This window comes from Solwaraspora sp. WMMA2080 (genome assembly GCF_027497395.1).
Classification (GTDB): Bacteria; Actinomycetota; Actinomycetes; order Mycobacteriales; family Micromonosporaceae; genus Micromonospora_E.
Window position 1 is genome coordinate 5,949,683 of the sequence record NZ_CP114910.1, and the last position, 21,050, is coordinate 5,970,732.

18 protein-coding genes, 1 tRNA gene and 4 pseudogenes are annotated in these 21,050 nt (G+C 66.8%); 18 read left to right on the plus strand and 5 right to left on the minus strand.

What is annotated here, in order from left to right:
• Positions 1 to 85 precede the first annotated feature (85 nt).
• From O7543_RS27305 to O7543_RS27320, 4 genes and pseudogenes are all read left to right on the plus strand, one after another.
• Positions 86 to 396: pseudogene (locus O7543_RS27305) on the plus strand (transposase family protein); the annotation flags it as partial.
• Positions 397 to 894: 498 nt separating this feature from the next.
• Positions 895 to 1,587: pseudogene (locus tag O7543_RS27310) on the plus strand (IS5 family transposase); the annotation flags it as partial.
• 253 nt (positions 1,588 to 1,840) lie between these two features.
• Positions 1,841 to 3,904: a reverse transcriptase/maturase family protein gene (locus O7543_RS27315; RefSeq protein WP_281551236.1), complete on the plus strand. Its 2,064-nt coding sequence runs from the start codon at positions 1,841 to 1,843 to the stop codon at positions 3,902 to 3,904.
• Between the two features lie 109 nt (positions 3,905 to 4,013).
• Positions 4,014 to 4,157 (plus strand): annotated as a pseudogene (locus tag O7543_RS27320) (IS5/IS1182 family transposase); the annotation flags it as partial.
• Between the two features lie 115 nt (positions 4,158 to 4,272).
• Here the strand turns inward: O7543_RS27320 and O7543_RS27325 are convergent.
• Together O7543_RS27325 and O7543_RS27330 are read right to left on the minus strand one after the other, a co-directional pair.
• Positions 4,273 to 4,440 (minus strand): hypothetical protein, encoded by a 168-nt coding sequence (locus tag O7543_RS27325; RefSeq protein ID WP_281551235.1) that lies wholly within the window; start codon positions 4,438 to 4,440, stop codon positions 4,273 to 4,275.
• A gap of 28 nt (positions 4,441 to 4,468) precedes the next feature.
• Positions 4,469 to 5,467: a DUF2156 domain-containing protein gene (locus tag O7543_RS27330; protein ID WP_281551234.1), complete on the minus strand. Its 999-nt coding sequence runs from the start codon at positions 5,465 to 5,467 to the stop codon at positions 4,469 to 4,471.
• Between the two features lie 206 nt (positions 5,468 to 5,673).
• On the opposite strand from O7543_RS27330, the gene O7543_RS27335 reads away from it, so the two are divergent.
• From O7543_RS27335 to O7543_RS27345, 3 genes are all read left to right on the plus strand, one after another.
• Positions 5,674 to 5,758, plus strand: a tRNA-OTHER gene (locus tag O7543_RS27335).
• Positions 5,759 to 5,787: 29 nt separating this feature from the next.
• Complete coding sequence (locus O7543_RS27340) at positions 5,788 to 6,843, plus strand: diacylglycerol kinase family protein (protein WP_281551233.1); 1,056 nt, start codon at positions 5,788 to 5,790, stop codon at positions 6,841 to 6,843.
• 4 nt (positions 6,844 to 6,847) lie between these two features.
• Positions 6,848 to 8,398: an MmgE/PrpD family protein gene (locus O7543_RS27345; protein WP_281551232.1), complete on the plus strand. Its 1,551-nt coding sequence runs from the start codon at positions 6,848 to 6,850 to the stop codon at positions 8,396 to 8,398.
• A gap of 284 nt (positions 8,399 to 8,682) precedes the next feature.
• Here the strand turns inward: O7543_RS27345 and O7543_RS27350 are convergent.
• Positions 8,683 to 9,369, minus strand: a pseudogene (locus tag O7543_RS27350) (transposase family protein); the annotation flags it as partial.
• Between the two features lie 258 nt (positions 9,370 to 9,627).
• On the opposite strand from O7543_RS27350, the gene O7543_RS27355 reads away from it, so the two are divergent.
• From O7543_RS27355 to O7543_RS27390, 8 genes are all read left to right on the plus strand, one after another.
• Positions 9,628 to 11,298, plus strand: coding sequence for an aldehyde dehydrogenase (locus O7543_RS27355; RefSeq protein ID WP_281551230.1), 1,671 nt, complete (start codon positions 9,628 to 9,630; stop codon positions 11,296 to 11,298).
• Between the two features lie 72 nt (positions 11,299 to 11,370).
• A complete protein-coding gene (locus O7543_RS27360; protein ID WP_281551229.1) occupies positions 11,371 to 12,510 on the plus strand; it encodes an acyl-CoA dehydrogenase family protein in 1,140 nt (379 codons plus the stop codon).
• 34 nt (positions 12,511 to 12,544) lie between these two features.
• Entirely contained in the window at positions 12,545 to 13,840 is a 1,296-nt protein-coding gene (locus O7543_RS27365) for an aspartate aminotransferase family protein (protein WP_281551228.1), read from the plus strand.
• A 2-nt stretch (positions 13,841 to 13,842) separates the two neighbouring features.
• A complete protein-coding gene (locus tag O7543_RS27370; RefSeq protein ID WP_281551227.1) occupies positions 13,843 to 14,334 on the plus strand; it encodes an SRPBCC family protein in 492 nt (163 codons plus the stop codon).
• A 15-nt stretch (positions 14,335 to 14,349) separates the two neighbouring features.
• Entirely contained in the window at positions 14,350 to 14,853 is a 504-nt protein-coding gene (locus O7543_RS27375) for a hypothetical protein (protein ID WP_281551226.1), read from the plus strand.
• A complete protein-coding gene (locus O7543_RS27380) occupies positions 14,850 to 15,518 on the plus strand; it encodes a flavin reductase family protein (RefSeq protein WP_281551225.1) in 669 nt (222 codons plus the stop codon). The genes O7543_RS27375 and O7543_RS27380 overlap by 4 nt, the downstream gene beginning before the upstream one ends.
• Positions 15,519 to 15,601: 83 nt before the next feature.
• A complete protein-coding gene (locus O7543_RS27385) occupies positions 15,602 to 16,582 on the plus strand; it encodes a VlmB-like protein (RefSeq protein WP_281555679.1) in 981 nt (326 codons plus the stop codon).
• A complete protein-coding gene (locus O7543_RS27390; RefSeq protein WP_281551224.1) occupies positions 16,579 to 17,631 on the plus strand; it encodes a beta-ketoacyl-ACP synthase III in 1,053 nt (350 codons plus the stop codon). The genes O7543_RS27385 and O7543_RS27390 overlap by 4 nt, the downstream gene beginning before the upstream one ends.
• Before the next feature lie 4 nt (positions 17,632 to 17,635).
• Here O7543_RS27390 and O7543_RS27395 read toward each other — a convergent pair whose 3' ends face one another.
• Together O7543_RS27395 and O7543_RS27400 are read right to left on the minus strand one after the other, a co-directional pair.
• A complete protein-coding gene (locus O7543_RS27395; protein WP_281551223.1) occupies positions 17,636 to 17,869 on the minus strand; it encodes a hypothetical protein in 234 nt (77 codons plus the stop codon).
• Positions 17,870 to 17,887: 18 nt separating this feature from the next.
• Complete coding sequence (locus tag O7543_RS27400) at positions 17,888 to 18,079, minus strand: hypothetical protein (protein ID WP_281551222.1); 192 nt, start codon at positions 18,077 to 18,079, stop codon at positions 17,888 to 17,890.
• Positions 18,080 to 18,311: 232 nt separating this feature from the next.
• On the opposite strand from O7543_RS27400, the gene O7543_RS27405 reads away from it, so the two are divergent.
• The 3 genes from O7543_RS27405 to O7543_RS27415 all read left to right on the plus strand — a co-directional run bounded on the left by O7543_RS27405 (position 18,312) and on the right by O7543_RS27415 (position 21,034).
• Positions 18,312 to 18,542, plus strand: coding sequence for an acyl carrier protein (locus tag O7543_RS27405; protein WP_281551221.1), 231 nt, complete (start codon positions 18,312 to 18,314; stop codon positions 18,540 to 18,542).
• A complete protein-coding gene (locus O7543_RS27410; protein WP_281551220.1) occupies positions 18,542 to 19,762 on the plus strand; it encodes a beta-ketoacyl-[acyl-carrier-protein] synthase family protein in 1,221 nt (406 codons plus the stop codon). The genes O7543_RS27405 and O7543_RS27410 overlap by 1 nt, the downstream gene beginning before the upstream one ends.
• Before the next feature lie 159 nt (positions 19,763 to 19,921).
• On the plus strand, positions 19,922 to 21,034 hold the full coding sequence (locus tag O7543_RS27415) for an acyl-CoA desaturase (RefSeq protein ID WP_281551219.1): 1,113 nt from the start codon (positions 19,922 to 19,924) through the stop codon (positions 21,032 to 21,034).
• The last annotated feature ends 16 nt before the right edge of the window (positions 21,035 to 21,050 follow it).

The following is a 21,050-nucleotide window of genomic DNA, read 5'->3' on the forward strand; positions in this document are numbered from 1 at the left end:
CGGCCCGGTCTCAGATCCGGTGGTGACGAAGAGCCGTCCGGCTCGTTGACACCCGCGTGATCGACGCCACAAGCTCGCGCAGACAGTGCTTTCGGGTCTTTCCTCGCTGGTCATCGAGGATGTGGTCGACGAGGGCGAGCGGATCGTGGTGCGGGCACGGACTCCACACGGCACTGCTGTCTGTCCGATGTGCGGCGCTCTCAGTCGGGGCGGGTGCACGGATACCACCTACGGAGCGTCACCGACCTGCCGGTCGACGGACGGCAGGTCGTCCTCCGGGTCCGGGTACGACGCCTGGTATGCCCTACCCACAGCTGCCGACAGACCTTCCGCGAGCAGACCCCCGGAATCCTGGAACGCTACCAACGACGCACACACCGGCTGTCCCAGCAGGTCCTCCCGGGTGCAAACCGGCCCGGCCTCGGTCATCGCGGGGACGCGGCGCAGGCCGCCGCAGCTCGTGCAGGCTTTCCAACTGCGGGATCATTCCACCAGCAGGGCTGGCAGATGGGGTGGCCGTTGTCGTTGCGGCGGGCCGGGGGCCGCAGCTTCCCGCATCGACCGCATTGCATGGCCACGGCCTTGCGGGTGCAGCCGGCGCAGAGTCGTAGGCTGTTGAACGGGCGGCTGAGCGGGCGCTGTTTCTCGCAGCGCGGGCAGAGTGGCGCGACCACGGTCGTGGCGCCGGCCCGGACCAGGGCATCGACGAGGCGCAGCACGCCGGGCAGCGTCGCAAAATGCCCGACCCGACCCAGAAAGAGACCATACCGGCAGCCACATGCTCGCCCGGCTTCGCCGCATTTCACCCCGGGATCGTGTCTGATTCACATTGATCCCCACATCGACGGACATCGCGTCCGCCGAGCCGCCGCCCCGACGCCGTAGGCCTCCTGCATGACCGAACGGCGAGCCTATCCGTCCGACCTGTCCGACGCCCGCTGGGCCCTGATCGCACCCCGCCTGACCGCCTGGCGACAGGCCCGCACCGACGCCGGCGTCAGCGGCCGCACCCCCACCCACGACCTGCGCGACATCTTCAACGCCATCCTGTACGTCAACCGCACCGGCATCCCCTGGCGCTACCTGCCCCACGACTTCCCGCCCCACCGCACCGTCTACGGCTACTTCGCCGCCTGGAGTAAGGAAGGCATCTTCACCGAACTCAACTACCACCTCACCGGCCTCGTCCGCGACCACCACGGCCGCACCATCCAACCCACCGCATCCATCATGGACAGCCAGAGCGTCAAGACCTCCTCCAATGTCCCGCTGTCCACACAGGGCACCGATGCCGGAAAGAAGATCGTAGGCCGCAAACGCGGCATCATCACCGACACCCTCGGACTGCTCCTCGCCGTCATCGTCACTGCGGCCAGCGCCAGCGACAACGCCATCGGCATGGACCTGCTCGACCAGGCCACCACCGCCTACCCCACCCTGACCAAGACCTGGGCCGACGCCGGATTCAAGAACCGTGTCGTCGAACATGGCGCCGCACTCGGCGTCGACGTCGAGATCGTCACCAAGGACCCACAGGCCAAGGGCTTCAGCGTGGTCAAGCGCCGATGGGTCGTCGAACGCACCCTGTGCGCCGCGAGGCGCCCTGTTGTATCCCCGGTGCAGCCGGGAGGGACTTGGAGGGAGGTTCCTGGGTCGAATGGCTTACCTGACGCTGAAAGGCTGAGGAGACAAGAGCATGCCAGCTAACCCGGCGACCGGGTCCAGCGGTCAGGGACGGTGTGCCGGGGGGGACCCGCGTGATATGGCGAAAGCTGGATTGCCTGAACCCTAATCTCCAGTCGATGCAAGTTCCCATCCACCGGAAAGACCTCTGAAACCGGTGCTGTGCTCTGCGTCGGAATCGAAGTGTGGGCTGACGCAACCTCCAGAGCGCGGGGCGACGCCCAGCGAGGGTGTTGAAGGAGATGAGTGGGGCGCCTACGTCACGCTGCTACGTACGACAGGGACGAACGCGGGATCGCCTAACGGACGCGAGTCCTATGGCGACGGAGGCCTCGTAGTAGTCGCCGGAGTAACGCCCGGCCAGGGAGGGCGGGAAAGCCGTCTACACGGGCGAAGGGGGCCAGGTGATGGGACACCACCAGATCGGGAGGTATGCGTAATGCAGAGCGCCGCAACGGTGCTGGGTGTCCTGCGTGAGCGCGGCAGGCGCGGTCTGCCGCTTGACGAACTGTATCGGCAGCTGTTCAACCCGCAGTTGTATCTGCTGGCCTACGGGCGCATCTACGCCAACCACGGCGCGATGACTCCGGGGGTCACGCAGGAGACCGTGGACGGCATGTCCCAGGCGAAGATCGGCCGCATCATCGCGGCGATGCGTCACGAGCGATACCGATTCGCCCCCGTCCGGCGGGTCCACATCCCGAAGAAGAACGGGAAGACCCGTCCGCTGGGACTGCCGACCTGGTCGGACAAACTCGTCGGCGAGGTGGTGCGCTTGTTGTTGGAGGCGTACTACGAGCCGGCGTTCTCCGACCGGTCCCACGGATTCCGGCCACGGCGAGGCTGTCACACCGCACTGCGGGAGATCGCCAACACCTGGACCGGGACGGCCTGGTTCATCGAGGGAGATGTCGCCGACTGCTTCGGGTCGCTTGATCACGATGTGATGGTCACGATCCTGTCGGAGAAGATCCACGACAACCGGTTCCTGCGGCTGGTGCGTAACATGCTCACGGCCGGATACCTGGAGGATTGGAAATGGGGTGCGACTCTGTCCGGGGCTCCCCAGGGCGGGGTGGCCTCGCCGGTCCTGTCCTCGATCTACCTGCACAAGCTGGACCAGTTCGTCGAGACGGTCCTGATTCCGGAGTACACCCGAGGGGGACGCAGGGCGCGTAACCCTGCCTACCTGGACCTGCAAAACCAGCTGGCCAAGGCCCGGCGACGTGGTGACCGCCCACTGGCGCGAGCACTGCGACGGCGGATGGTCAGCCTGCCCAGCGCCGACCCGGACGATCCGGGATACCGGCGGCTGCGGTATTGCAGGTACGCAGATGACCATCTGCTCGGGTTCACCGGCCCGAAGGCCGAAGCTGAGGAGATCAAACAGCGCCTGGCCGAGTTCCTGCGTGACGACCTCAAGCTCGAACTCTCCCAGGACAAGACGCTGATCACCCACGCCCGCACAGGCGCGGCCCGCTTCCTCGGCTACGAGATCACCGTCCAGCACAACGACACGAAGAAGACCAGCCGTCACCGACGTATCAACGGTCAGGTCGCGCTGCGTGTCCCCCTAGACGTGATCAAGGCCAAGTCCGCCCCCTACCTGCACCGCGGCAAACCCGCCAAGCAGAAGGCCCTGACCAACGGCAGCGACCACACCATCGTCGCCACCTACGGGGCCATCTACCGGGGCATCGTCCAGTACTACCTGCTCGCCGGTGACGTCTACCGGCTTCACCGGCTGCGCTGGGTCATGGAGACCTCCATGCTCAAGACCCTGGCAGGCAAGCACCGCTCGACGGTGACGAAGATGGCGGCCAAGCACAAGGCCAAGATCCAGACACCATACGGGCCACGCACCTGCTTCGAGGCACGCATCGAACGCGACGGCAGGCAGCCACTGGTCGCACGGTTCGGTGAAACACCGCTCCACCGGCAGAAAACGGCGACGGTCACCGACCGCCAGCCGTCCCGGGTCGACTACCCGCACAAGGAACTCGTCACGCGACTCCTCGCGGACGTCTGTGAGGTCTGCCAGCAACCCGGCGAGGTGGAAGTCCACCACGTCCGCAAACTCGCCGACCTCGGCCAACCCGGGCCGCTACAGCCCCAGTGGGCCAAGGCCATGGCCAACCGGAGACGCAAGACCCTCGTGGTCTGCGCTTCCTGCCACAGCCTCGCCCATACCGGGCAACCAGCCACACCGCTCACGCAGTAGTCACTGGAGAGCCGGACGATCGGGAAACCATCAAATCCGGTTCGGCGGGAGGCCGCGCGGAAAAGGACCAGCCCAACGGCTGGCACCTCGCCGCGCGGCCCACCCATCCGGCTGGCTTATGCACCACCGCCGACTCGTACGCGACTACGAAGCCCGACCCGACAACTCCGCCAGCATGATCACCATCGCGATGATCGACAACCTCGCCAAACGACTCACCGCCGAAACCACCCCAACCTGGCGATACGGCTAAACCCGCATTACCGGCAAAATACGTGAATCAGACGTCCTCTCAGACCCGCGCTCATCCACGGCAGGCACTAAATGGCCCAAGTCGGGTCTGCGGCATACCGCCTGACCGGCAACGCTCAGCCGCCGGCGGCGGGCGCCTCCAGGGCCAGATGGCTTACCTCGGCCAGCGCCTCGTCAGCTCGGGCGGCGAGTGTCGGGTCGTCTGGTGCTGCGCAGATTGCGGCGAACAGCTCGACGACCCGGCCCAGTGCTGCGGCGAGCTGTGCTTCTCTGTCGTTCGTCATTGTTCCTCCTGTGTGACGGCTGCCTGCGCTAGAAGGCGTTCGATGCCCGGAATATATGGGCAAATCCCGCAATGCTCGCCGGCCCGTGGAAGGCGACGTACTCCGGTATGAAAAGGTCCGGTGCCCACTTCTCCTTGTACGCGAGCTGCGACTGCGCGGGGTAGACCGCTTCGCCGTGGTGCCACAGCAACTCCATGAAGCAACGGAAGCCGGGGTCGTGGCCGGGCAATTCGCACTCGCGGCGGAGCCCACTGAACGGGGTGAAGCCGAAGTGGATCCAGTCGACGCCCTCGGTGCGAAACGCGTCGATCGCATGCATGTTGATCGCTTCCATGATGCCAGGTAGGCGGCTGGGCAGCCGCCGGCTCAGGTCGTGCATCCAGCCCGACCTGTTGCCGTACACCGGCGAGTAGGAGATATAGCCGACCGGAGTCTCGTCGATGAACCCGATGAACATGCGCCGGTGCGGCTGCATCGCGTCGGCGTACTGCCCGACCAGGTACTCCAGCGGCCGAGCGTGCTCACCCTTGCTGCGGAGCCAGACCTGGTCGATCTCCCGCAGCGCAGGGAACCACCGGTCGTCGGTGGCCTCGGATATGGTCAGCCCCGCCCGCAGCGCCCGCGAGATCTTGTTGCGTAGCTGCATGAACTTCGTCCCCCGCAGTGAGAAGCCGGCGAGGCTGCGTGCCCACGAGGCGCCGACCTGGTTGACGGTGAAGCCATGTCTGAGATAAATCGAAGCGTCGGTCTGCTGCAGTTGAACCGACACTACGTCGAGGCCACCGTCCCTGGCCATGGCGAGGAACCCGGCGAGCAGGGCGTGGTACGAGGCCGCAGGCGCGAACGGTCCACCGAACTGGACGAGGAAACGTCCTGACCTGCGGTAGACGATTACTCCTTGATGGTCAGGTAGCTGAAAATAGGAGTTTCCGTCGCTTACCGCCAGGAAGGAGCTCGGATTCTCCGCTGTAGTGAAGCTGCGAATAGCGTGGAGGACGGGGTTTTCCGTGGTGAGGGTGCCAGTCACTTCATGCTCCTGTCCGTGGAGTATCGAATCGAGTACACCTCGCGCTTCCGGCTCAGTCAAGGGGGCGTCGGCGCAGCTGGTAACGGCAGGTCGGAAGGTGTCAGTGGTCTGTCAGTGTGTCGTCAGCGTGGGGCTGCAGGATTGGTCACATCGGAAGCGAGACCGAAGGTCGAAAGCAGATCGGTCAGAGGTCGGACTTTTGATGAGGAGAGGTACCCGAAGTGGTCTATTGGGGGCCGGGTCCGCCCGGTCGGGCATTGCCCACGCAGCGTTCGAATCCTGCCCTCTCCGCAACCGGCGACGTTCAGAAGAGAGCCTCGATGCGACGAAGAAGGACGGTTGTCCACCGTGCGTTGCTGATCGCCAATCAAATGGCCGGCACAAACAGCCCTGCGCTGGTGGCGAAGTTGGTTGCGCTGTGCCGGCGCTTCGTGGCGCGGGTCGAGATCCATTTGACCGCGGGACCCGGCGACGCAACCGAGGTCGCACAGCGGGCCGCGACCCGTCCCGAGACAGACCGGCCGGAGATCGTCCTGGCGGTGGGCGGTGACGGAACGGTCCGCGAGGTGGTTGCCGGTCTGGTCGCGGCGACTCGGCTGGCGTCGGTCAGTGGGGCCGGTGGCAACAGTCCGGACAGGCCGGACACGACACCTGCCCTGCTGGTAATTCCAGCCGGCACCGGCAACTCGAACTACCTCGCCCAATGGGGGAACCTGCCCTGGCCGGACGCCGTGATGGCGGCGTTGTCGCCGACCCCGGCCGCCGCAGGGACCGGAAGCCGGCTCCGGGGAGAAGTGCGATTGCTCGACTTGTGCCGGCTTGTCGAGACTGACGCGCTGGTGATGCTGGGTGCCTGCTCTGGGCTCATCGCCAAGGCACTGACGATCGCCCCCGACGTACCACTGACCGGCCGATCCCGCTACCAGGTGGCGTTGTCGCGGGCCGCTGCAGGCTTTGTCGCCTACCCGGGGCGGGTCGAGGTAGACGGCACGGTCGTACACGAAGGACCCACCGTGCTGGCCAACGTCGGTGGCGGCCGACATCGAGGAGGCCAGTATGAGGTACTGCCCTACTCGGTGCTCGACGACGGGCTGCTCGACGTCTGCGTCATCGGCGCCGACGTCGCACCGGTGGACGTACCCGAGTTGACCCGCAACGCCCAGCATCTGGCCAGGCCGGGGACGGTGTACTCGCGTGGCCGCCGGATCGTCGTCAGCAACACCGCAGGAGACCCGCTGTGGTTCGAACACGACGGTGAGCTACTGCCGATGAGCTGGCCGACAGTAACGCTGGACGTGCTGCCGCAGGCCTTGCCGGTATTCTGCCGGGCCGGTCGACTCGGCCGGTCCGACGGCTCCCGACCGGGCGCGGGGTGAGTCGTTGGTCGCTCAGCGGCACGACCGACCGGCGCCGTCGTCAGCCCAGCTCGGCCCGACACTGCTCGGCACTCTCGCCCGGTGGGCCGCTCAGGTACGGTTCGCCGACCTCCCGAAGCCGGTGGTCGAACTCGGCATCAGCCAGATCATCGCTCAGATCGCGGCCATCCGAGCAGGGCTGCAGCACTCTCTCGGCAGCAGGCTGGTCCGCGCGTACGGCCCTGTTCTCCAACGGGATCCGCGGCACTCGGCCGCGACCCTGGCCGCCGTGGGGTCGTGGCTGAATCTCGACGACACCGCGTACGCCGGCCATCTCGCACCGTCCACGGTAGGCGTACCACTGGCCTACGCCGCCACCGGCCGGATCGATGGGCGGACCCTGCTGACCGCCGTGATCGTGGCCAACGAATGCGCCGCCCGGATCACTGCCGCCGCCACCCTGGGGCCGCTGCGGGGGCAGAGCGCGATGCACACCCATCTCGTCGGCGCAGTGGCCGGGCGGTTCGCCTGCGTGAAGGCACCCGCCAAGTGCTGGGCCGACGCGATGAGTCTGGCACTCGCCGCCCCGCCCTGGCCGGTCATGCACGGATTCCTCGGCGGTGAGGCCAAACTGCTGCACGTACTGGTACCGGTGCGCTCGGCCATGGACGCCTGCGACGGTGCCATCGCCGGCCTGACCGGTCCTGCAGACCTGTTGGAGCATCCCCGGGGATTCCTCGCACGGTTCGCGTCGGTGCCTGTCCCGCAGGTCGTCACCGACCTGCTGGGACAACGCTGGCATACCGAGACGCTCTCGTTCAAGCTCCGTCCAGGCGGCCCGGGCATCGACGCGGCCGTCGACTGCGCGATCGCGCTGCATCGCGAGGTCGACCCGGCCGCGATCGTGGACGTCGAGGTCGCGGCGTCGGTGTACACACTGTTCGCCGCAGAGCAGGTGGGCGACTACCTCGACGGCCCGGCCAGCCCGCTCAGCTCGCTGCTCCTCTCGACCGGTTATCCGGTCGCCACGGCGCTACTGACCGGCGACCTGACCGTGGCCGACTTCGACCACCCGGCGATCGCGGATCCGGCGCGTTGGACACTCGCCCGGCGAGTGCGCCTGCGGCACGATCCGGCGATGACGTCGGCCCTGCTCGAATCTGTCGCTCCGTTCGGCGCCGCCCTGTTGCAGGCGGGCGAACGGGCCCGACCATGGCTGCGTCAGTTCGTCGGCGACGAGTTGGCAGGATCGGCGCTACCCGACGGCTGCGGCGTCGGCACCGACGGGACGGCCCAGCCGGACGAACTTCCGCCGGCTCTGGTCTCCTTCCGGCACGCGGCCAAGGCCACCCCGGCCCGGCTCGTGGTCTGGCTCAACGACGGGCGGTCGGTGAGCAGGGAACAGATGATCCCGATTGGCGGCGCCGGGCCCGAAACCCGCCGGTCCCACCGCGAACTGGTCCGCGCGAAGTTCGCTGCCAGTGGCGGCGCTGCCGACGTCGCCGAGGAGTTCGAGCACCTTGCCGAGATCACCCCACGACGGTTGGCGGGGCTGGTCCGCGACGCCCTGCGCTGACCCTCGCGGTACCCAGTCGCGTCGGCGGCGCCGTCCACGTGTCTCATGTTTCGTCGGCTCGACCGGTCGCCGGACACCTCTCGACGTCTTCCTGGACTGCGGCTGCTTTCCGTGATTCTGGAGGACTTCCCAAAACTATTTCCAGGTCGGTTCAACGCAATCCGTAAACGCGAAAGATCTCCAACTTGGTTACCGTAAGTAATGTGGCGGGGAACTGTTCCAGCGATCTGCGGGAATCCGGTCTTGAGAACCTTCCAACACTTCAGGTGGGCGATCGCGCGTTCAACGGCGGCGCGGATCCGGTTGAGCGCGGTGTTGCACGCACGTCGGACCTCGGTCAACTCCCGACCCCGGGGCTTCTTGTACGGACTCGCGATGCCGGCACCCTGGTAGCCCTTGTCACCGATCATCCCGGGCCCGCCGGGTGCGTAGTGGCCTGCCCACCGGGCGGCGATCCCGGACACGTCGAAGGCCTTCCGGTCGTGCATGCCCCCCGGACACGGATCACCCACGTCGACCACCCGTCCCGCGAGGTTGGCGACCACCTGCACGTTCTGCCCGCAGAAGCCCTTCTTCTCGGAGAACAACCCGTCGACGTCGTCGCGTTCCCCGACCGGCGCGACCAGACCATCGACCAGGACCGCGTCCCGGCGGGCCTGGTCACGGACCCGCTCGTACAACGGGGTCAACACCTCGTCCACCAACGGTTCCAACTCGTCCTGGTAGCGCTCCACGGTCGTCGAGCCGCAGCCGAACACCTCACCGAGCACGTCCGGCGCGAGGTTGTGCCGCAGCCCGAACAGCACCATCACCAGCGCCGTGTCCAGCGGCAACGCCCGCGGCCGTCCCACCGGCAGGTCCCAGTCCAGCAGCGCGTCCACCTGCTCGACCAACCAGTCGACTTGATCGGAGTCCAACCCGGTCATACGCTCACAACGCGGCGGCCGGCCGTTGATCGTTTGAGTCCACATAACCCGAATGATCTAGACGATGCCGGCCGCCGTCTCCACAAGCGACACGCCCGAGTTGATCACACCCGGGCCGTCACGCCACGTCACATCGACAGGGCTCGGTTCCGGATCGGCGGACCCCTTTCGGGAAGTCCTCCTGGTGTGGTCGGTCAGGCGGTTATCAGCAAGCCGTCAGGGAGTGCTGGCAATATTTGCTTGTCTCACTGATTAAGGACGCCTGAAGCGGCGTCCTTGCCAATGGCTCGAGGAGCTAATCGAGTGGCTATCGCCAGTGATGTCAATGCCGTGCCTCCGGAAGCCGAAGGTGGAAACAGGGACCTGCCCAGTGATCTGTCACCGGCGCCGGTGCGCAGTTACGCATCGTATATCGGTGATCGCGACGTGCCGGGTGCGGGTTGGGTGTACACGGTCAGTTCCAGGTCGTTGTTGGAGGATGTATTCACCAGTATCAGTGTAAAGCGCGCGCTGGAGCAGAATCCGGACTCGCCGACCGCGCTGCACCCGTATGTGGTGGGCCGCGTCGCCGTGGCGGAAGTAGCGGACATCGACGCGGCGGTCGACGCTGCCGTCAGTGCCAGTGAGGAATGGGCGGCTGTTCCGCTGAACGACCGGATGCGTCTAGGCGAGCTGTTTCTGGCGCAGTTGCGGGAGAACCGCGAGACCCTCCTTGAGCTGTTGATGGCGGAAGCGCATCCACGGAAGCTGGCCGAGTGGGAGCTGTCCTGTCTCGAGCAGGTCTACAGTGAAGAAAGCTGTTCGTGGTACCGCCAGCAGATGCAGGCCGATTTCAATCACGGACCCCGGCGCCTCATCGTCCGTCGAAGTCCGGATGGGGTGGTGTGCATCAATCCCCCGCAGAACGCCCCGGCACCGAGCGCCGCACTCGCGGTGCTGGTGCTGATGGCGGGCAACGCTGTCGTCGTACGGGCGCCGAGGAGTATCGCACTAAGCACCATGTACGTGGTGCGCGAGCTGATCGCGCCGCTGCTGCGCAAGGTCGGCGCGCCACCGGGCACGCTCAATGCGGTCTGCGGCAGGCCGCAGCAGACGATCGACCGGTGGTTGGCGCACCCGGGCGTCAACGACGTCATCTACTTCGGCGGTAGCGAGGAGGGCCTGCGGTTCGAGCGCGAGTGCGTGACCCGTGGCAAGAAGCCTGTGCTCGAGTTGGCCGGCAACGACGGCCTGGTGGTCTGGCGCGACGCCGACCTGCCGATGGCCGCTGAAGCGGTGACCGAGTGCTTCTACGGCTCCGGTCAGATCTGCATGGTTCCGAACTACGTGTTGGCGCACCCCGCGATCGCCGACGACCTGCTGGCCGAGGTGATCCGGCAGGTTGCCGACCTCCGCCCTGGCTACCCTGAGGACCCTGGGGTGCTGCTGTCGCCGGTACGGCGTAGTGAGCGTTTCTTCCGCCTGCTGCGGCAGGCGCTGGACACCGGTGCCGAACTCGTCTGCGGCGGGCGGCGGATCGAACTCGATGGGACCCCATCGGACACCGGCGTCTTCCTCGAACCGACGGTCGTGCGGGTCGACGGTTTGGCCGGGGCGCGACGGTTCGACGTCGTCACCCACGAGACCTTCTTCCCGCTCATCCCCGTGGTGGTGCCGGAAGCCGCCGATGACGAGGCGTTGCTTGACGGTCTCGTCGACTTCGTGAACACCAACCGCTACGGGCTGCGCAATTCGCTGTGGGCGCGGGACCAGCGGGTCGTCGATACGTTCGTCAACCGGACGCGCAACGGCGGCTTGCTAAAGGTGAACGATTCGCACATCGGGTTCCTGCCATACCTGCCGAGCCACGGCGGCACCGGGTTGACCGGCGGCGCGTTCGGCGAGGCCAACTATCCCATCCTCAAGACGTCGCACCTGCAAGGTGTGAGCCTGGCTGATGGCATCCGGCCGCGGACCGCTGTCTTCGGCGAGTGAACTCCGTCCGGGCTCGGCGTCGGAGACTAGTCATCCACACCGGACACATGTTACAGGGGGAGCTGAAACCGAATGCGGTCTCTCGACATCGCGCGCGCAGCATGCGAGAAGTTCCATCCAGGGCTGTGCGGAGCGCTCGCCGACACCTCGCTGTCCGTCCACGAATCCGCTCAGGCCACGTCGATCAAGACGTACCGGGCCCACGGTGGTGCGGGGCTGTTGGTACCTGAGGCGTACGGGGGCGCGGGCGCCGACGCGCTCGACGCCGTCCGGGTGATCCGCGCCATCTCGGCGTACACACCGTCTCTGGGGGCGGCTGTGACGATGCACCATTTCACCGCCGCGATGCTCTTCGCCTTGGCCGGAACAGCCGGCCGGCTCACCGGGACCCAGCTGTCGCTGCTGGGCAGGATGGCGCCGGAAGGGTTGCTGATGGCCTCGGGCTGGGCCGAGGGCCGCCCGAATGCGAACATCCTGACGCCGAGCGTTAGTGCCCGTCCGGTGTCCGGTGGCTACCTGGTCAGTGGTGGCAAGAAGCCGTGCAGCCTGTCGACGTCGATGGATCTGCTTACCGCCAGCGCGGCGGTGCCGGATGTGGACGGCCGGCCGAGCCTCGCCGTACTGCTGATACCCGCCGACAGTCCCGGCGTGTCAGTGCACCCGTTCTGGTCGACGTACGTGCTGGCCGGCGCCGAGAGTAACGAGGTGCGACTGGCCGACGTCCACGTGCCGGAGGACCTCGTCATCCGGACCGCACCGGACGACCCGGACCGGCTCGACGATCTGCAAACCGCCGGCTTCGTCTGGTTCGAGCTGATGATTACCTCGGTCTATCTCGGGGCGGCCAGCGCACTCGTCGAACGGGTGCTTGCAAACGGCCGCGGATCCGTCACCGACCGGGCGAGGATGACGATCCGGTTGGAGTCGGCGATCGCCGGGGTCGAGGGAGTGGCCCGAGCAGTCCTTGATGGCGTCGATGGAGACGAGGCGGTGGCGGCGGTCCTGATCGCCCGGTACGCGGCCCAGGACGCCATCCGGCAGGCCACCGATCTCGCGGTCGAACTGTCCGGCGGCATGTCCTTCATCACGTCGAGCGACGACGCCTACTTGACCGCTGCGGCCCGGCCACTGGCATTCCATCCGCCATCGCAGGCCAGCGCGGCTGAGCCGCTGGTCGACTACTTCGCAGGCCGGCCGCTGGTGCTGTCCTGACCGGCGCGGACAACAACGATCGGAGGTGAACGGCATGACCATGGTCGGACCAGCTGTCGAACTGCCCGGCGCCGGCGCCGAACGGCGCACTCTGGATCTCTACCGGGCTCACCTGAGCAAGGGGAGGGCGACCCTGGCCGAACTGTTCGGGTCACACATGGAGGTCGGGTCGTCCGGCGCGTGGCTGGAGACCAGCGATGGCGAACGGTTTCTCAACTGCGGCGGTTACGGCGTCTTCATCATGGGTGCCCGGCACCCGACGGTGATGAACGCCGTCCTAGAGCAACTGCACCGCCATCCCATCGCCACCCGGATCCTGCTCGAGCCGACCGTCGCCGCCGCTGCGGAGGCGCTGATCTCCGTGGCCCCGAAGGGCCTGGACCGTGTGCACTTCGCGCTCTCCGGTGCGGAGGCTGTCGAGACCGGCCTGAAGCTGGCTCGCAGTCACGGTAAGCGTCGTATCGTCGCCACGCACCAGGGCTACCACGGCAAGACCATGGGAGCCCTGTCAGCCAGCGGAAAGGAGGTCTACCGCAGGCCTTTCGAGCCGCTGCTGCCCGGAGTGACCCGGGTCCCCTACGGCGACACCGGGGCGGTCGAACGCGAACTCGCCGCCCACCCAGGAGAGGTCTGCTTCATCGTCGAGCCGGTGCAGGGTGAGGGTGGAGTGATCATTCCGCCCTCGGACTACCTGCGCAGGGTGGCCACGCTGTGTCAGCGCTACCAGGGCTTCCTCATCCTGGACGAGGTGCAGACCGGGATGGGCCGGCTCGGCCACTGGTGGGGGGCGGACCTAGCCGGTGTGGTACCCGACGTGCTGCTGGTCGGCAAGGCGCTCGGCGGCGGACTGCTGCCGGTCTCCGCGGCGCTGGCCAGCCGTAACGCCTTCCGCCCCTTCGACAAGGATCCGTACCTGCACACCGGCACCTTTTCCGGCGCGCCTGTGCTGATGGCCGCGGTGCGCGGTGCCATTCAGGCGATCAAAGAGGGGCGGCTGGTCACGCGGGCGATGGAGATCGGGCATCGCCTACTGCCCGAGATACGCCGGATCGTGACGGCCAACTGCCCGGAGCTGGTGGTGGACGTACGAGGTGAAGGGCTGCTGATCGGCATCGAGTTGGTGGAAGCCGGACTTGCTGGCGAACTGCTCATCGAGCTGTTCAACCACGGGATCGTCGGAAACCACTCGATGAACGGCAGCTCGGTCGTGCGCTTCACGCCGCCCGCGATCCTGAGTGACTCGGACGTCAATTTTCTTCTCGAAGCGTTGGACGGTGCGACCCGCGATCTCGTGGACAAGCGTGCCCGTATGCCGGAAGGTGGTTACTGATCGTGCGTGAAGTAGAGCTTTCAGCCTTTATTCCCCGAGTTTCGCCGGAGACCGTGTTCGACGGCGTGGTCCGCTTCGAGCGCTATCCGGAGCTCGCGCCACATGTGGAGTCGACAGTAGTTCATCAGACCCTGCCCGAACTGACCGGGAGTTCGAGCTGGGAATTGCATTTCCGTAGTGGGCTGCTCCGCTGGACCGAGGAAGAGTGTTTCCGTCGCGACGAGCTGATCGTCGACTTCGCCCAGACCGACGGCGACTTCGACGTATTCAACGGGCGTTGGACGTTCGATCATGTCGCCGACGGTTGTCAGCTGCAGTTCTCCGCAGAGTTTGACTTCGGCATCCCGAGCCTGGAGGGGATCCTCGATCCGATTGCTGAACGGGTCATCAGGGAGACGGTGGCCTGGGTCGTTGTGGGGATGTTCGATGAGGTTCGCCTTGGCGGTGTCCTGGAAGTACCCGGACTGCGACCGACGTCGGTCGCATCGACCTGATTGGAGAGGTAGATCATGGATCAGAAAAATCCGTTCGAAACTCCGAACACGTTTCGACTACACCGGGCTGAATATCTGGTTGGCTTCGTGGTCAGCGCAGTGCTGCTTGTCATGCACTGGGACGAAATTCGCTGGCTGCCGGCCATCGCGCTGTTTCTCTACATCGATCTGATCGGCTACCTGCCGGGGGCCATCGCCTACCGGCGCAGCAATTCGAAGAAGATTTCGAAGGTGTACTACGTGCTCTACAACGTCATGCACAGCCTGATCACCCAGGCTGTCGTGGTGGGTCTGTGGATGTTGTTCATCGGGCCGGAGTGGGCGCTGCTGGTCATTCCGTTCCACCTTTTCGGTGACCGTGGTTTGTTCGGCAACTTCCTGAAGCCGTTCGGAATGCCGTTCGAGCCGGTTCCTCATCCCCTCTACGCCAAGCTGATCGACTCGATCCAGTCGCCGGGTCGCTCGAAAGCCGACACTGCACCTGAGCCGCTCGTCGTCCATAGTGGATCGTCGAAGTGAACAGCGTTGAGGCGCGGACCGGCAGAACCAGGCTGGCCGATCCGGCGGCGAACCAGCGGGACGATCCGGCGACGGACCAGATGCCCGGCAACGCCGAGGCCGGGCGCAGCCGGGCTGCTGTACGCCAGATCGCATCGGGGGTTGCGGTTCTGGCGGTGGACACCGGTCGCGCCATGCACGGCGTCACCGTCAGCTCGTTGACTGCGGTGTCGCGGGATCCCCTGCTGGTTGGCCTCTGCCTACACCGGGGTTCGCAGTTCCTCAGTCTGCTCCAGGCCCACCGGTCGTTCGCGGTCAGTGTTCTCGACGCCACTCAGGCAGAACCGGCGAAATGGTTCTCCGACCCGCGCCGCCCCCACGGCCGGGCGCAGTTCGAGCATGTCCCGTGGCAGCCGGACCGGATCAGCGGTGCGCCCTTCATCGTCGGCGCGCTGGCCTGGCTGAGTGCCCGGCTGGTCCGCATCGTCGACGCCGGCGACCACGAGCTGCTCCTTGCCGAGGTCACGGGCGGCTCGGTCGGAAGAGGCCGGCCACTGCTAAACCACGCGGGCCGACTGCACGAGGTAACCACCATGACCCTGGTCTCGCCAGCGTCGGCCAGCCGTAGCGACGACACGGACAGCCAGGCGGCGGGCCAGCACAGCGGCCGCAGCCAGCAGCCGTAGGACCCGACGGCACCTGCCGGACGTTCCAACGCGTCCGGCAGCCGGTGCCGCACCAAACCGATCCAGAGGTGAAGGAGCCGATGATGACCCGGACGGTGCCGCCCGAGGCGGACTGGGACGACGCGCCGACCCTGCTCGACGGCGCGATGAATCTCAACCTCACCGCCGAGCAGTGCAATCTCGCGTACTGGCTCTCGGCTGTCGCGCAGGGAACCTTGCGCGGACGTGCCGAGACCGGGCACCTGCCGACTGCGGCCACGCCTGAGCACATGTTGCGGCCAGGACCGCTTCGGGACGCGCTGGTGATGGAGCTGGGCTACCGGTCCATCGCGGAGGAGAAGGCGACCCGCATCCTCGCCCACTACGTCGCCCAGGCACCGGGGGTGCCGGAGCTGGAGTTTTACACGACGCAGCTGGTCGACGAGGCACGGCACGCCATGGTGTTCCGCAACCACCTGGTCGAGCTCGGCCTGGCGAAGGAGGACCTGGAGGCGACGATCGCCAAGATGTCGGCCGACTACACCAGGGAGATCCTGGACCCGGTCGAGGAGTTCGCAACCCGGACGGTGCGCGACGAAGGGGACTTCATCGGCGGCGTCGCGATCTTCACCATTGTCATCGAAGGGGTGTTGGCACCCGCAGCCGAGCTGAGTGAACGCAAGTGGCAGGTGCTCGACCCGGCCGCGAGTGAGATCGCCCGCGGTGCCTCCATCGACGAGATCCGGCACCTCAGCGTCGGCAGCTCGATCCTGCGCGATCATCTCGCGGCCCATCCGGACTACCGGTCGCGCCTGCTGGACATCCTTCGGCAAGGCCGGCAGCTATGGGACGACCTGCCGGAGGAGGCCTACATCATGCGGCGCGAGACACTGTTCCAGGAAGGATTAGCACAGTATGCCGACATAGTGGGCGACTACGAAGTGTGGCCCGGCCGTCGGCTGTTGGACACCACACCGGCTGAACGCTACGCCACTGCGGAGCGCTGGACCGACGAGATGGCGGCGGTACGGCTGCGATACATGGGCCTGACCGATGCGCTGCCGGTGCTGGGGCTGCCGGTATGAGCGGGAGTCGACACCGTACCCGGCGGATGGCCGGCGCGCCGGTCACGACCCGGTCGGCGGTGATCGCCGGCGTCGGATCCTGGGTGCCGCCCCGGATCGTCACCAACGAGGAACTCGCTCGCCACCTCGACACGTCCGACGACTGGATCCGCAGCCGGACAGGCATCGCCCGCCGGCATGTCGTGGACCCAGGGGTCGGCACTGCGGCACTCGCCATCGAAGCGGGTGCGGCGGCGTTGAAGTCCGCCGGCGGCGACGTGGACTCGGTGATCGTGGCCACCTCCACCCCGGAACGGCTGTGTCCGGCCACCGCGCCGCAGGTTGCCGCCGGGCTCGGGCTCAGTGGCGTGGCCGCGCACGACGTCGCGGCCGTCTGCAGCGGGTTTCTCTACGCGTTGAACAGCGCTGCCGGGCAGATCGCGACCGGCACGGCGGACCGAGTCCTGGTCGTCGGGGCCGACGCGTTCTCCACGATCGTCGATCCCACTGATAGGCAGGCGGCCGTGATCTTTGCCGATGGCGCCGGGGCGGTGGTGCTCCGCGCGGGGTCCGCTGCGGAACCGGGTGCCCTCGGGCCCTGCGTACTCGGTAGCGATGGCGAGTTCGCCGAACTGATCATGATCCCCGGTGGTGGGTCGGCCCAGCGATCGACAGGACGCCTGCCAGGTTCGGAGGATCTCTGGTTCCAGATGCGTGGCAGGGACGTCTACCGGCATGCCGTCGAACGCACGTCGAACGCCGCGCTGGCCGCCCTCAAGCAGGCTGGCTGGGATCCCGCGGACATCGACTGGTTCGTGCCGCATCAGGCCAACGCGCGGATCTGCACCGCGATCGCCGAACGCCTCGGGATCCCGATGGACCGAGTCGCGTCGAACATTGAACGCGTCGGCAACACGGCCGCCGCGTCCATTCCGCTACTGATCGCAGAATTGGCGGCGGCACGGGCATTCGACCCCGGTGCTCGGGTGCTGACCGCTGCCTTCGGCGGTGGCCTTACCTGGGGCGCGACCACCTTTACTTGGCCTGTGACGCACGGCTTCGGTTACTGACCGGTCAATCGTTGATTGACCATGGCGGATACATGCCTCGCTGTGCGACGGACCGAACAGCAGAAGGAATCTGAATGTGTGCCCGGAACTGGCTGGTGATCAGTTTGTCGATGTCCTTGATCTGCCGGTCCAGGTCCAGCAGTTGCTGGGCGAGCCGGGCGACGAGGACCGCGGTGGTGGCCTCACCGGGCGGTCGCGAAAGTTGCTGCTCGGCTGCGGCCAGGGCGGTGGCGGCCATATCGTAGATGCCCTTGGGTTAGGCTTGCTGCTCGCGCAGGAACTCCTCGATGCCCGCGAGACCGGCGTCGCGGATTGTCTGCGAGGTCTGAAAGCCGGTGAGCAGGTTCAACGCGGAGCGCGTCGAGTAGTCGAAGGCGCGTTCCAGTGCGGGGAAGATCCCGGTGAGCATGTCACGCAGCCGGTTGACGCTGCGGACCCAGTCGGCCATCAGGTCCTCGTGGTGCGATCTCAGGCGGGTCAGCTCCGTGGACAACTGCGCCAACAGGTCCCTGAACAGCGACGGTCCGCATCAGATCTGAATCGGTGGTCAGGGCGTCCAGAACGACAGGGCGGCCGTTCCTTCCGAGCCACCGTGCGGCAGACGCCTGATCAGCCACACCCCATCGTCCCGGGCATCCGGGGCACCAACACCGAACAAGATCAACCTTAGGGAGATACCGATGTTCGAGCAGCTGACGGAAATCATCGCCCGCAAGTTCCAGTTGGACCGGACAACGCTCGCCCCAGAGATGACGTTCCAGGACCTGGAGCTCGACTCGCTCGACATGGTCGAGCTGAGCCTGGTGATCGATAAGGAACTGGGAGTACCCGTCTCCGACGACGAGTTGATTCAGGCAGGGACGATCGGAGCGGTCCGCGATCTCGTCGAATCCCGCAGCACGAGGGTCTGATGTCCACCTGCGACGTGGCGGTGACCGGGCTGGGCCTCGTCAGTCCGGCCGGTATCGGAGTCGAGGCCAACTGGCACCGGGTGTGCGCCGGGATGCCGACCGCGCAGACCGATCCGCTGTTGAACGACTGCCCGGTGGACATCTCCTGCCGGGTGCCGGGCTTCGCGGCGGACCGGATGCTCGGACCGCGGCGGGCCCGGCGCCTCGACCGGTTCGTTCAGCTGACGGTGCTGGCGGCCGAGGAGGCGGTCACTGACTCCGGACTCGACGTTCGCGACTGGGACGGTGCACGGGTCGGGGTGGTCCTCGGATGTGCCGATGGTGGTCCGGGCACCGTCGAGGAGCAGCACCGCGTCCTGCTCACCGAAGGTGCCGGACAGGTCTCGCCGCTGCTGCTGCCGAGGCAGCTACCCAACATGATGGCCGGCCAGGTCTCCATCGAACTCGGCGCGACCGGTCCGAGCCTGGTGGTCGCCACGGCCTGCGCGTCCGGTGCGACCGCGATCGGACTCGCCCGAGACCTGCTGCTGCTGCGGCGCTGTGACATCGTCGTCACCGGCGGCGGTGAGGCCATGCTGACCCCGCTGGTGATGGCCGGGTTCGCACAGATGGGCGCGCTGTCACGACGCTGTGACGACCCGTCCGCTGCGTCGCGTCCGTTCGACTCGGCCCGGGACGGCTTCGTGGCCGGCGAAGGCGCGGGTGTGCTGGTGCTCGAACGGCTCGCCGACGCCCAGGCCCGCCGGGCGCGGGTCCGGGCGCGGATCGCCGGCTTCGGTGCCAGCGCCGACGCCCACCATGTGACGTCCCCGGATCCTCAGGGACGGGGAGCCGAGGCCGCGGTCCGCGGCGCTCTGGCTGACGCCCAAATCGCACCCAGTGAGGTGGAGCACGTCAACGCCCATGGCAGCGCGACTCCGTTGAACGACCTGGTGGAGGCACAGATGCTGCGCCGGGTGGTCGGCCGGGGCGCGCTGGTGACCTCGACCAAGGGAGTAACCGGCCATCTGTTCGGTGCGGCCGGCGCGGTGGAGACCGCGTTCACAGTGCTGGCGGTGGAACGCGGCATGGTGCCACCGACTGCCAACCTCGACGAACCCGATGGACGGCTCGACATCGATATCGCACAGAAGCCGACCCCGCTGCGACTCGATATCGCGCTCAGCACCTCGCTCGGATTCGGCGGCCAGAACGCGGCGGTTCTGGTCGCTCGAGCCTGACCGTTGCCGGCCCGCACCGGCCGCAACCCGTCGCGGGCACTACTCGTCTCAGGCGCAGCAGCGCCCGTCCAGCGCACTCAGTCAGCGTCCGGTCAGGTGTCGGTCAGCGCTGAGCAGCAGGCTCATGAGCAGGTTCGCATCCAGGAAGGAGAATGATCCATGCAGGCCAACCAGCAAGATCTGGCCACCGGCGCCGGGCCGGCGAGAAGCGGCCTGGTCGGCGCCGATCCCGCTTCAGCGACGGCCAGTGAGGTGGGTGCGCATTTCGCGGTACTCGCCAGGGAGGTCCGCGCCGCCGGGCTGCTGGATCTCGCGCCGAAGCGGTACTACGCACGATTGGCCTTCAACGCGGCGATGTTCGGCGCCGGTCTGGTGGCGTTCTTTCTGATTGGCGACTCGTGGTGGCAGCTGGCGGTGGCGGCCTGGATGGGTCTCAGCTGTGCGCAGAGTGCGTTCATGTGGCACGACGCCGGGCACAAGGCCATGTTCCGTGGCAGGGCGGCCACCGCGATGGGGCTGATCCACGCGAACCTCGTCAACGGCGTGAGCTACGGGTGGTGGGTGAACCACCACAACCGCCACCACAGCTTCCCGAACAACATCGACCTCGATCCGGACATCGGCCGGCGTACGGCGATCTTCGACATGAGCCAGTACGCGACCCGCACCCGGTGGGGCCGTTTCGTGGTTCGCCACCAACGCACGCTCTTCTTCGTCCTGCTGATCTTCGAGGGCTACAAGATGCGGCGCACCTCGCTGCTCGCCGTCTTCAATGGGAATCTCCGCCAGCCGGTGCAGGAACTCGTGCTCATCCTGGCCAACATGGCCGTCTACCTGGGGCTGCTGTTCGTCGTCCTGTCGCCGGTCAAGGCCGTCGCCTTCGTCGTGGTGCAGCAGGCCGTCCTCGGCGTTTACTTCGGCCTCATCTTCGCGCCCAACCACAAGGGCATGGAGGTGCGTGCCGGCGAGGAGTCGCTGGACTGGTTGGAACGTCAGGTCCTGACCTCGCGCAACATCCGTCCGTCCCCGTTGGTCGACTTCCTCTACGGCGGGCTCAACTACCAGGTCGAGCATCACCTCTTCCCGACGATGCCACGGATGAACCTCAACCGGTGCCGGCCGATCGTGCAGCGCTACTGCGGTGAGCACGACATCCCGTACCGCGAGGTGACTCTGTTCGAGTCGTACCGCGAGGTCGCGTCGTTCCTGCACGAGGTCAGCGAACCCGCCCGACGTCCCTTGCCGGTCGCGACCGGATCCGCCGGCACCTGATCCCGTACGTCTCCCG

Excerpts from the sequence above, each read along its gene's own strand:
- O7543_RS27325 (WP_281551235.1), bottom strand. The coding sequence starts at position 4,440 with ATGACGAACGACAGAGAAGCACAGCTCGCCGCAGCACTGGGCCGGGTC.
- O7543_RS27340 (WP_281551233.1), top strand. The coding sequence starts at position 5,788 with ATGCGACGAAGAAGGACGGTTGTCCACCGTGCGTTGCTGATCGCCAAT.
- O7543_RS27360 (WP_281551229.1), top strand. The coding sequence starts at position 11,371 with ATGCGGTCTCTCGACATCGCGCGCGCAGCATGCGAGAAGTTCCATCCA.
- O7543_RS27365 (WP_281551228.1), top strand. The coding sequence starts at position 12,545 with ATGACCATGGTCGGACCAGCTGTCGAACTGCCCGGCGCCGGCGCCGAA.
- O7543_RS27375 (WP_281551226.1), top strand. The coding sequence starts at position 14,350 with ATGGATCAGAAAAATCCGTTCGAAACTCCGAACACGTTTCGACTACAC.
- O7543_RS27385 (WP_281555679.1), top strand. The coding sequence starts at position 15,602 with ATGACCCGGACGGTGCCGCCCGAGGCGGACTGGGACGACGCGCCGACC.
- O7543_RS27390 (WP_281551224.1), top strand. The coding sequence starts at position 16,579 with ATGAGCGGGAGTCGACACCGTACCCGGCGGATGGCCGGCGCGCCGGTC.
- O7543_RS27395 (WP_281551223.1), bottom strand. The coding sequence starts at position 17,869 with ATGGCCGCCACCGCCCTGGCCGCAGCCGAGCAGCAACTTTCGCGACCG.
- O7543_RS27400 (WP_281551222.1), bottom strand. The coding sequence starts at position 18,079 with ATGGCCGACTGGGTCCGCAGCGTCAACCGGCTGCGTGACATGCTCACC.
- O7543_RS27405 (WP_281551221.1), top strand. The coding sequence starts at position 18,312 with ATGTTCGAGCAGCTGACGGAAATCATCGCCCGCAAGTTCCAGTTGGAC.
- O7543_RS27410 (WP_281551220.1), top strand. The coding sequence starts at position 18,542 with ATGTCCACCTGCGACGTGGCGGTGACCGGGCTGGGCCTCGTCAGTCCG.
- O7543_RS27415 (WP_281551219.1), top strand. The coding sequence starts at position 19,922 with ATGCAGGCCAACCAGCAAGATCTGGCCACCGGCGCCGGGCCGGCGAGA.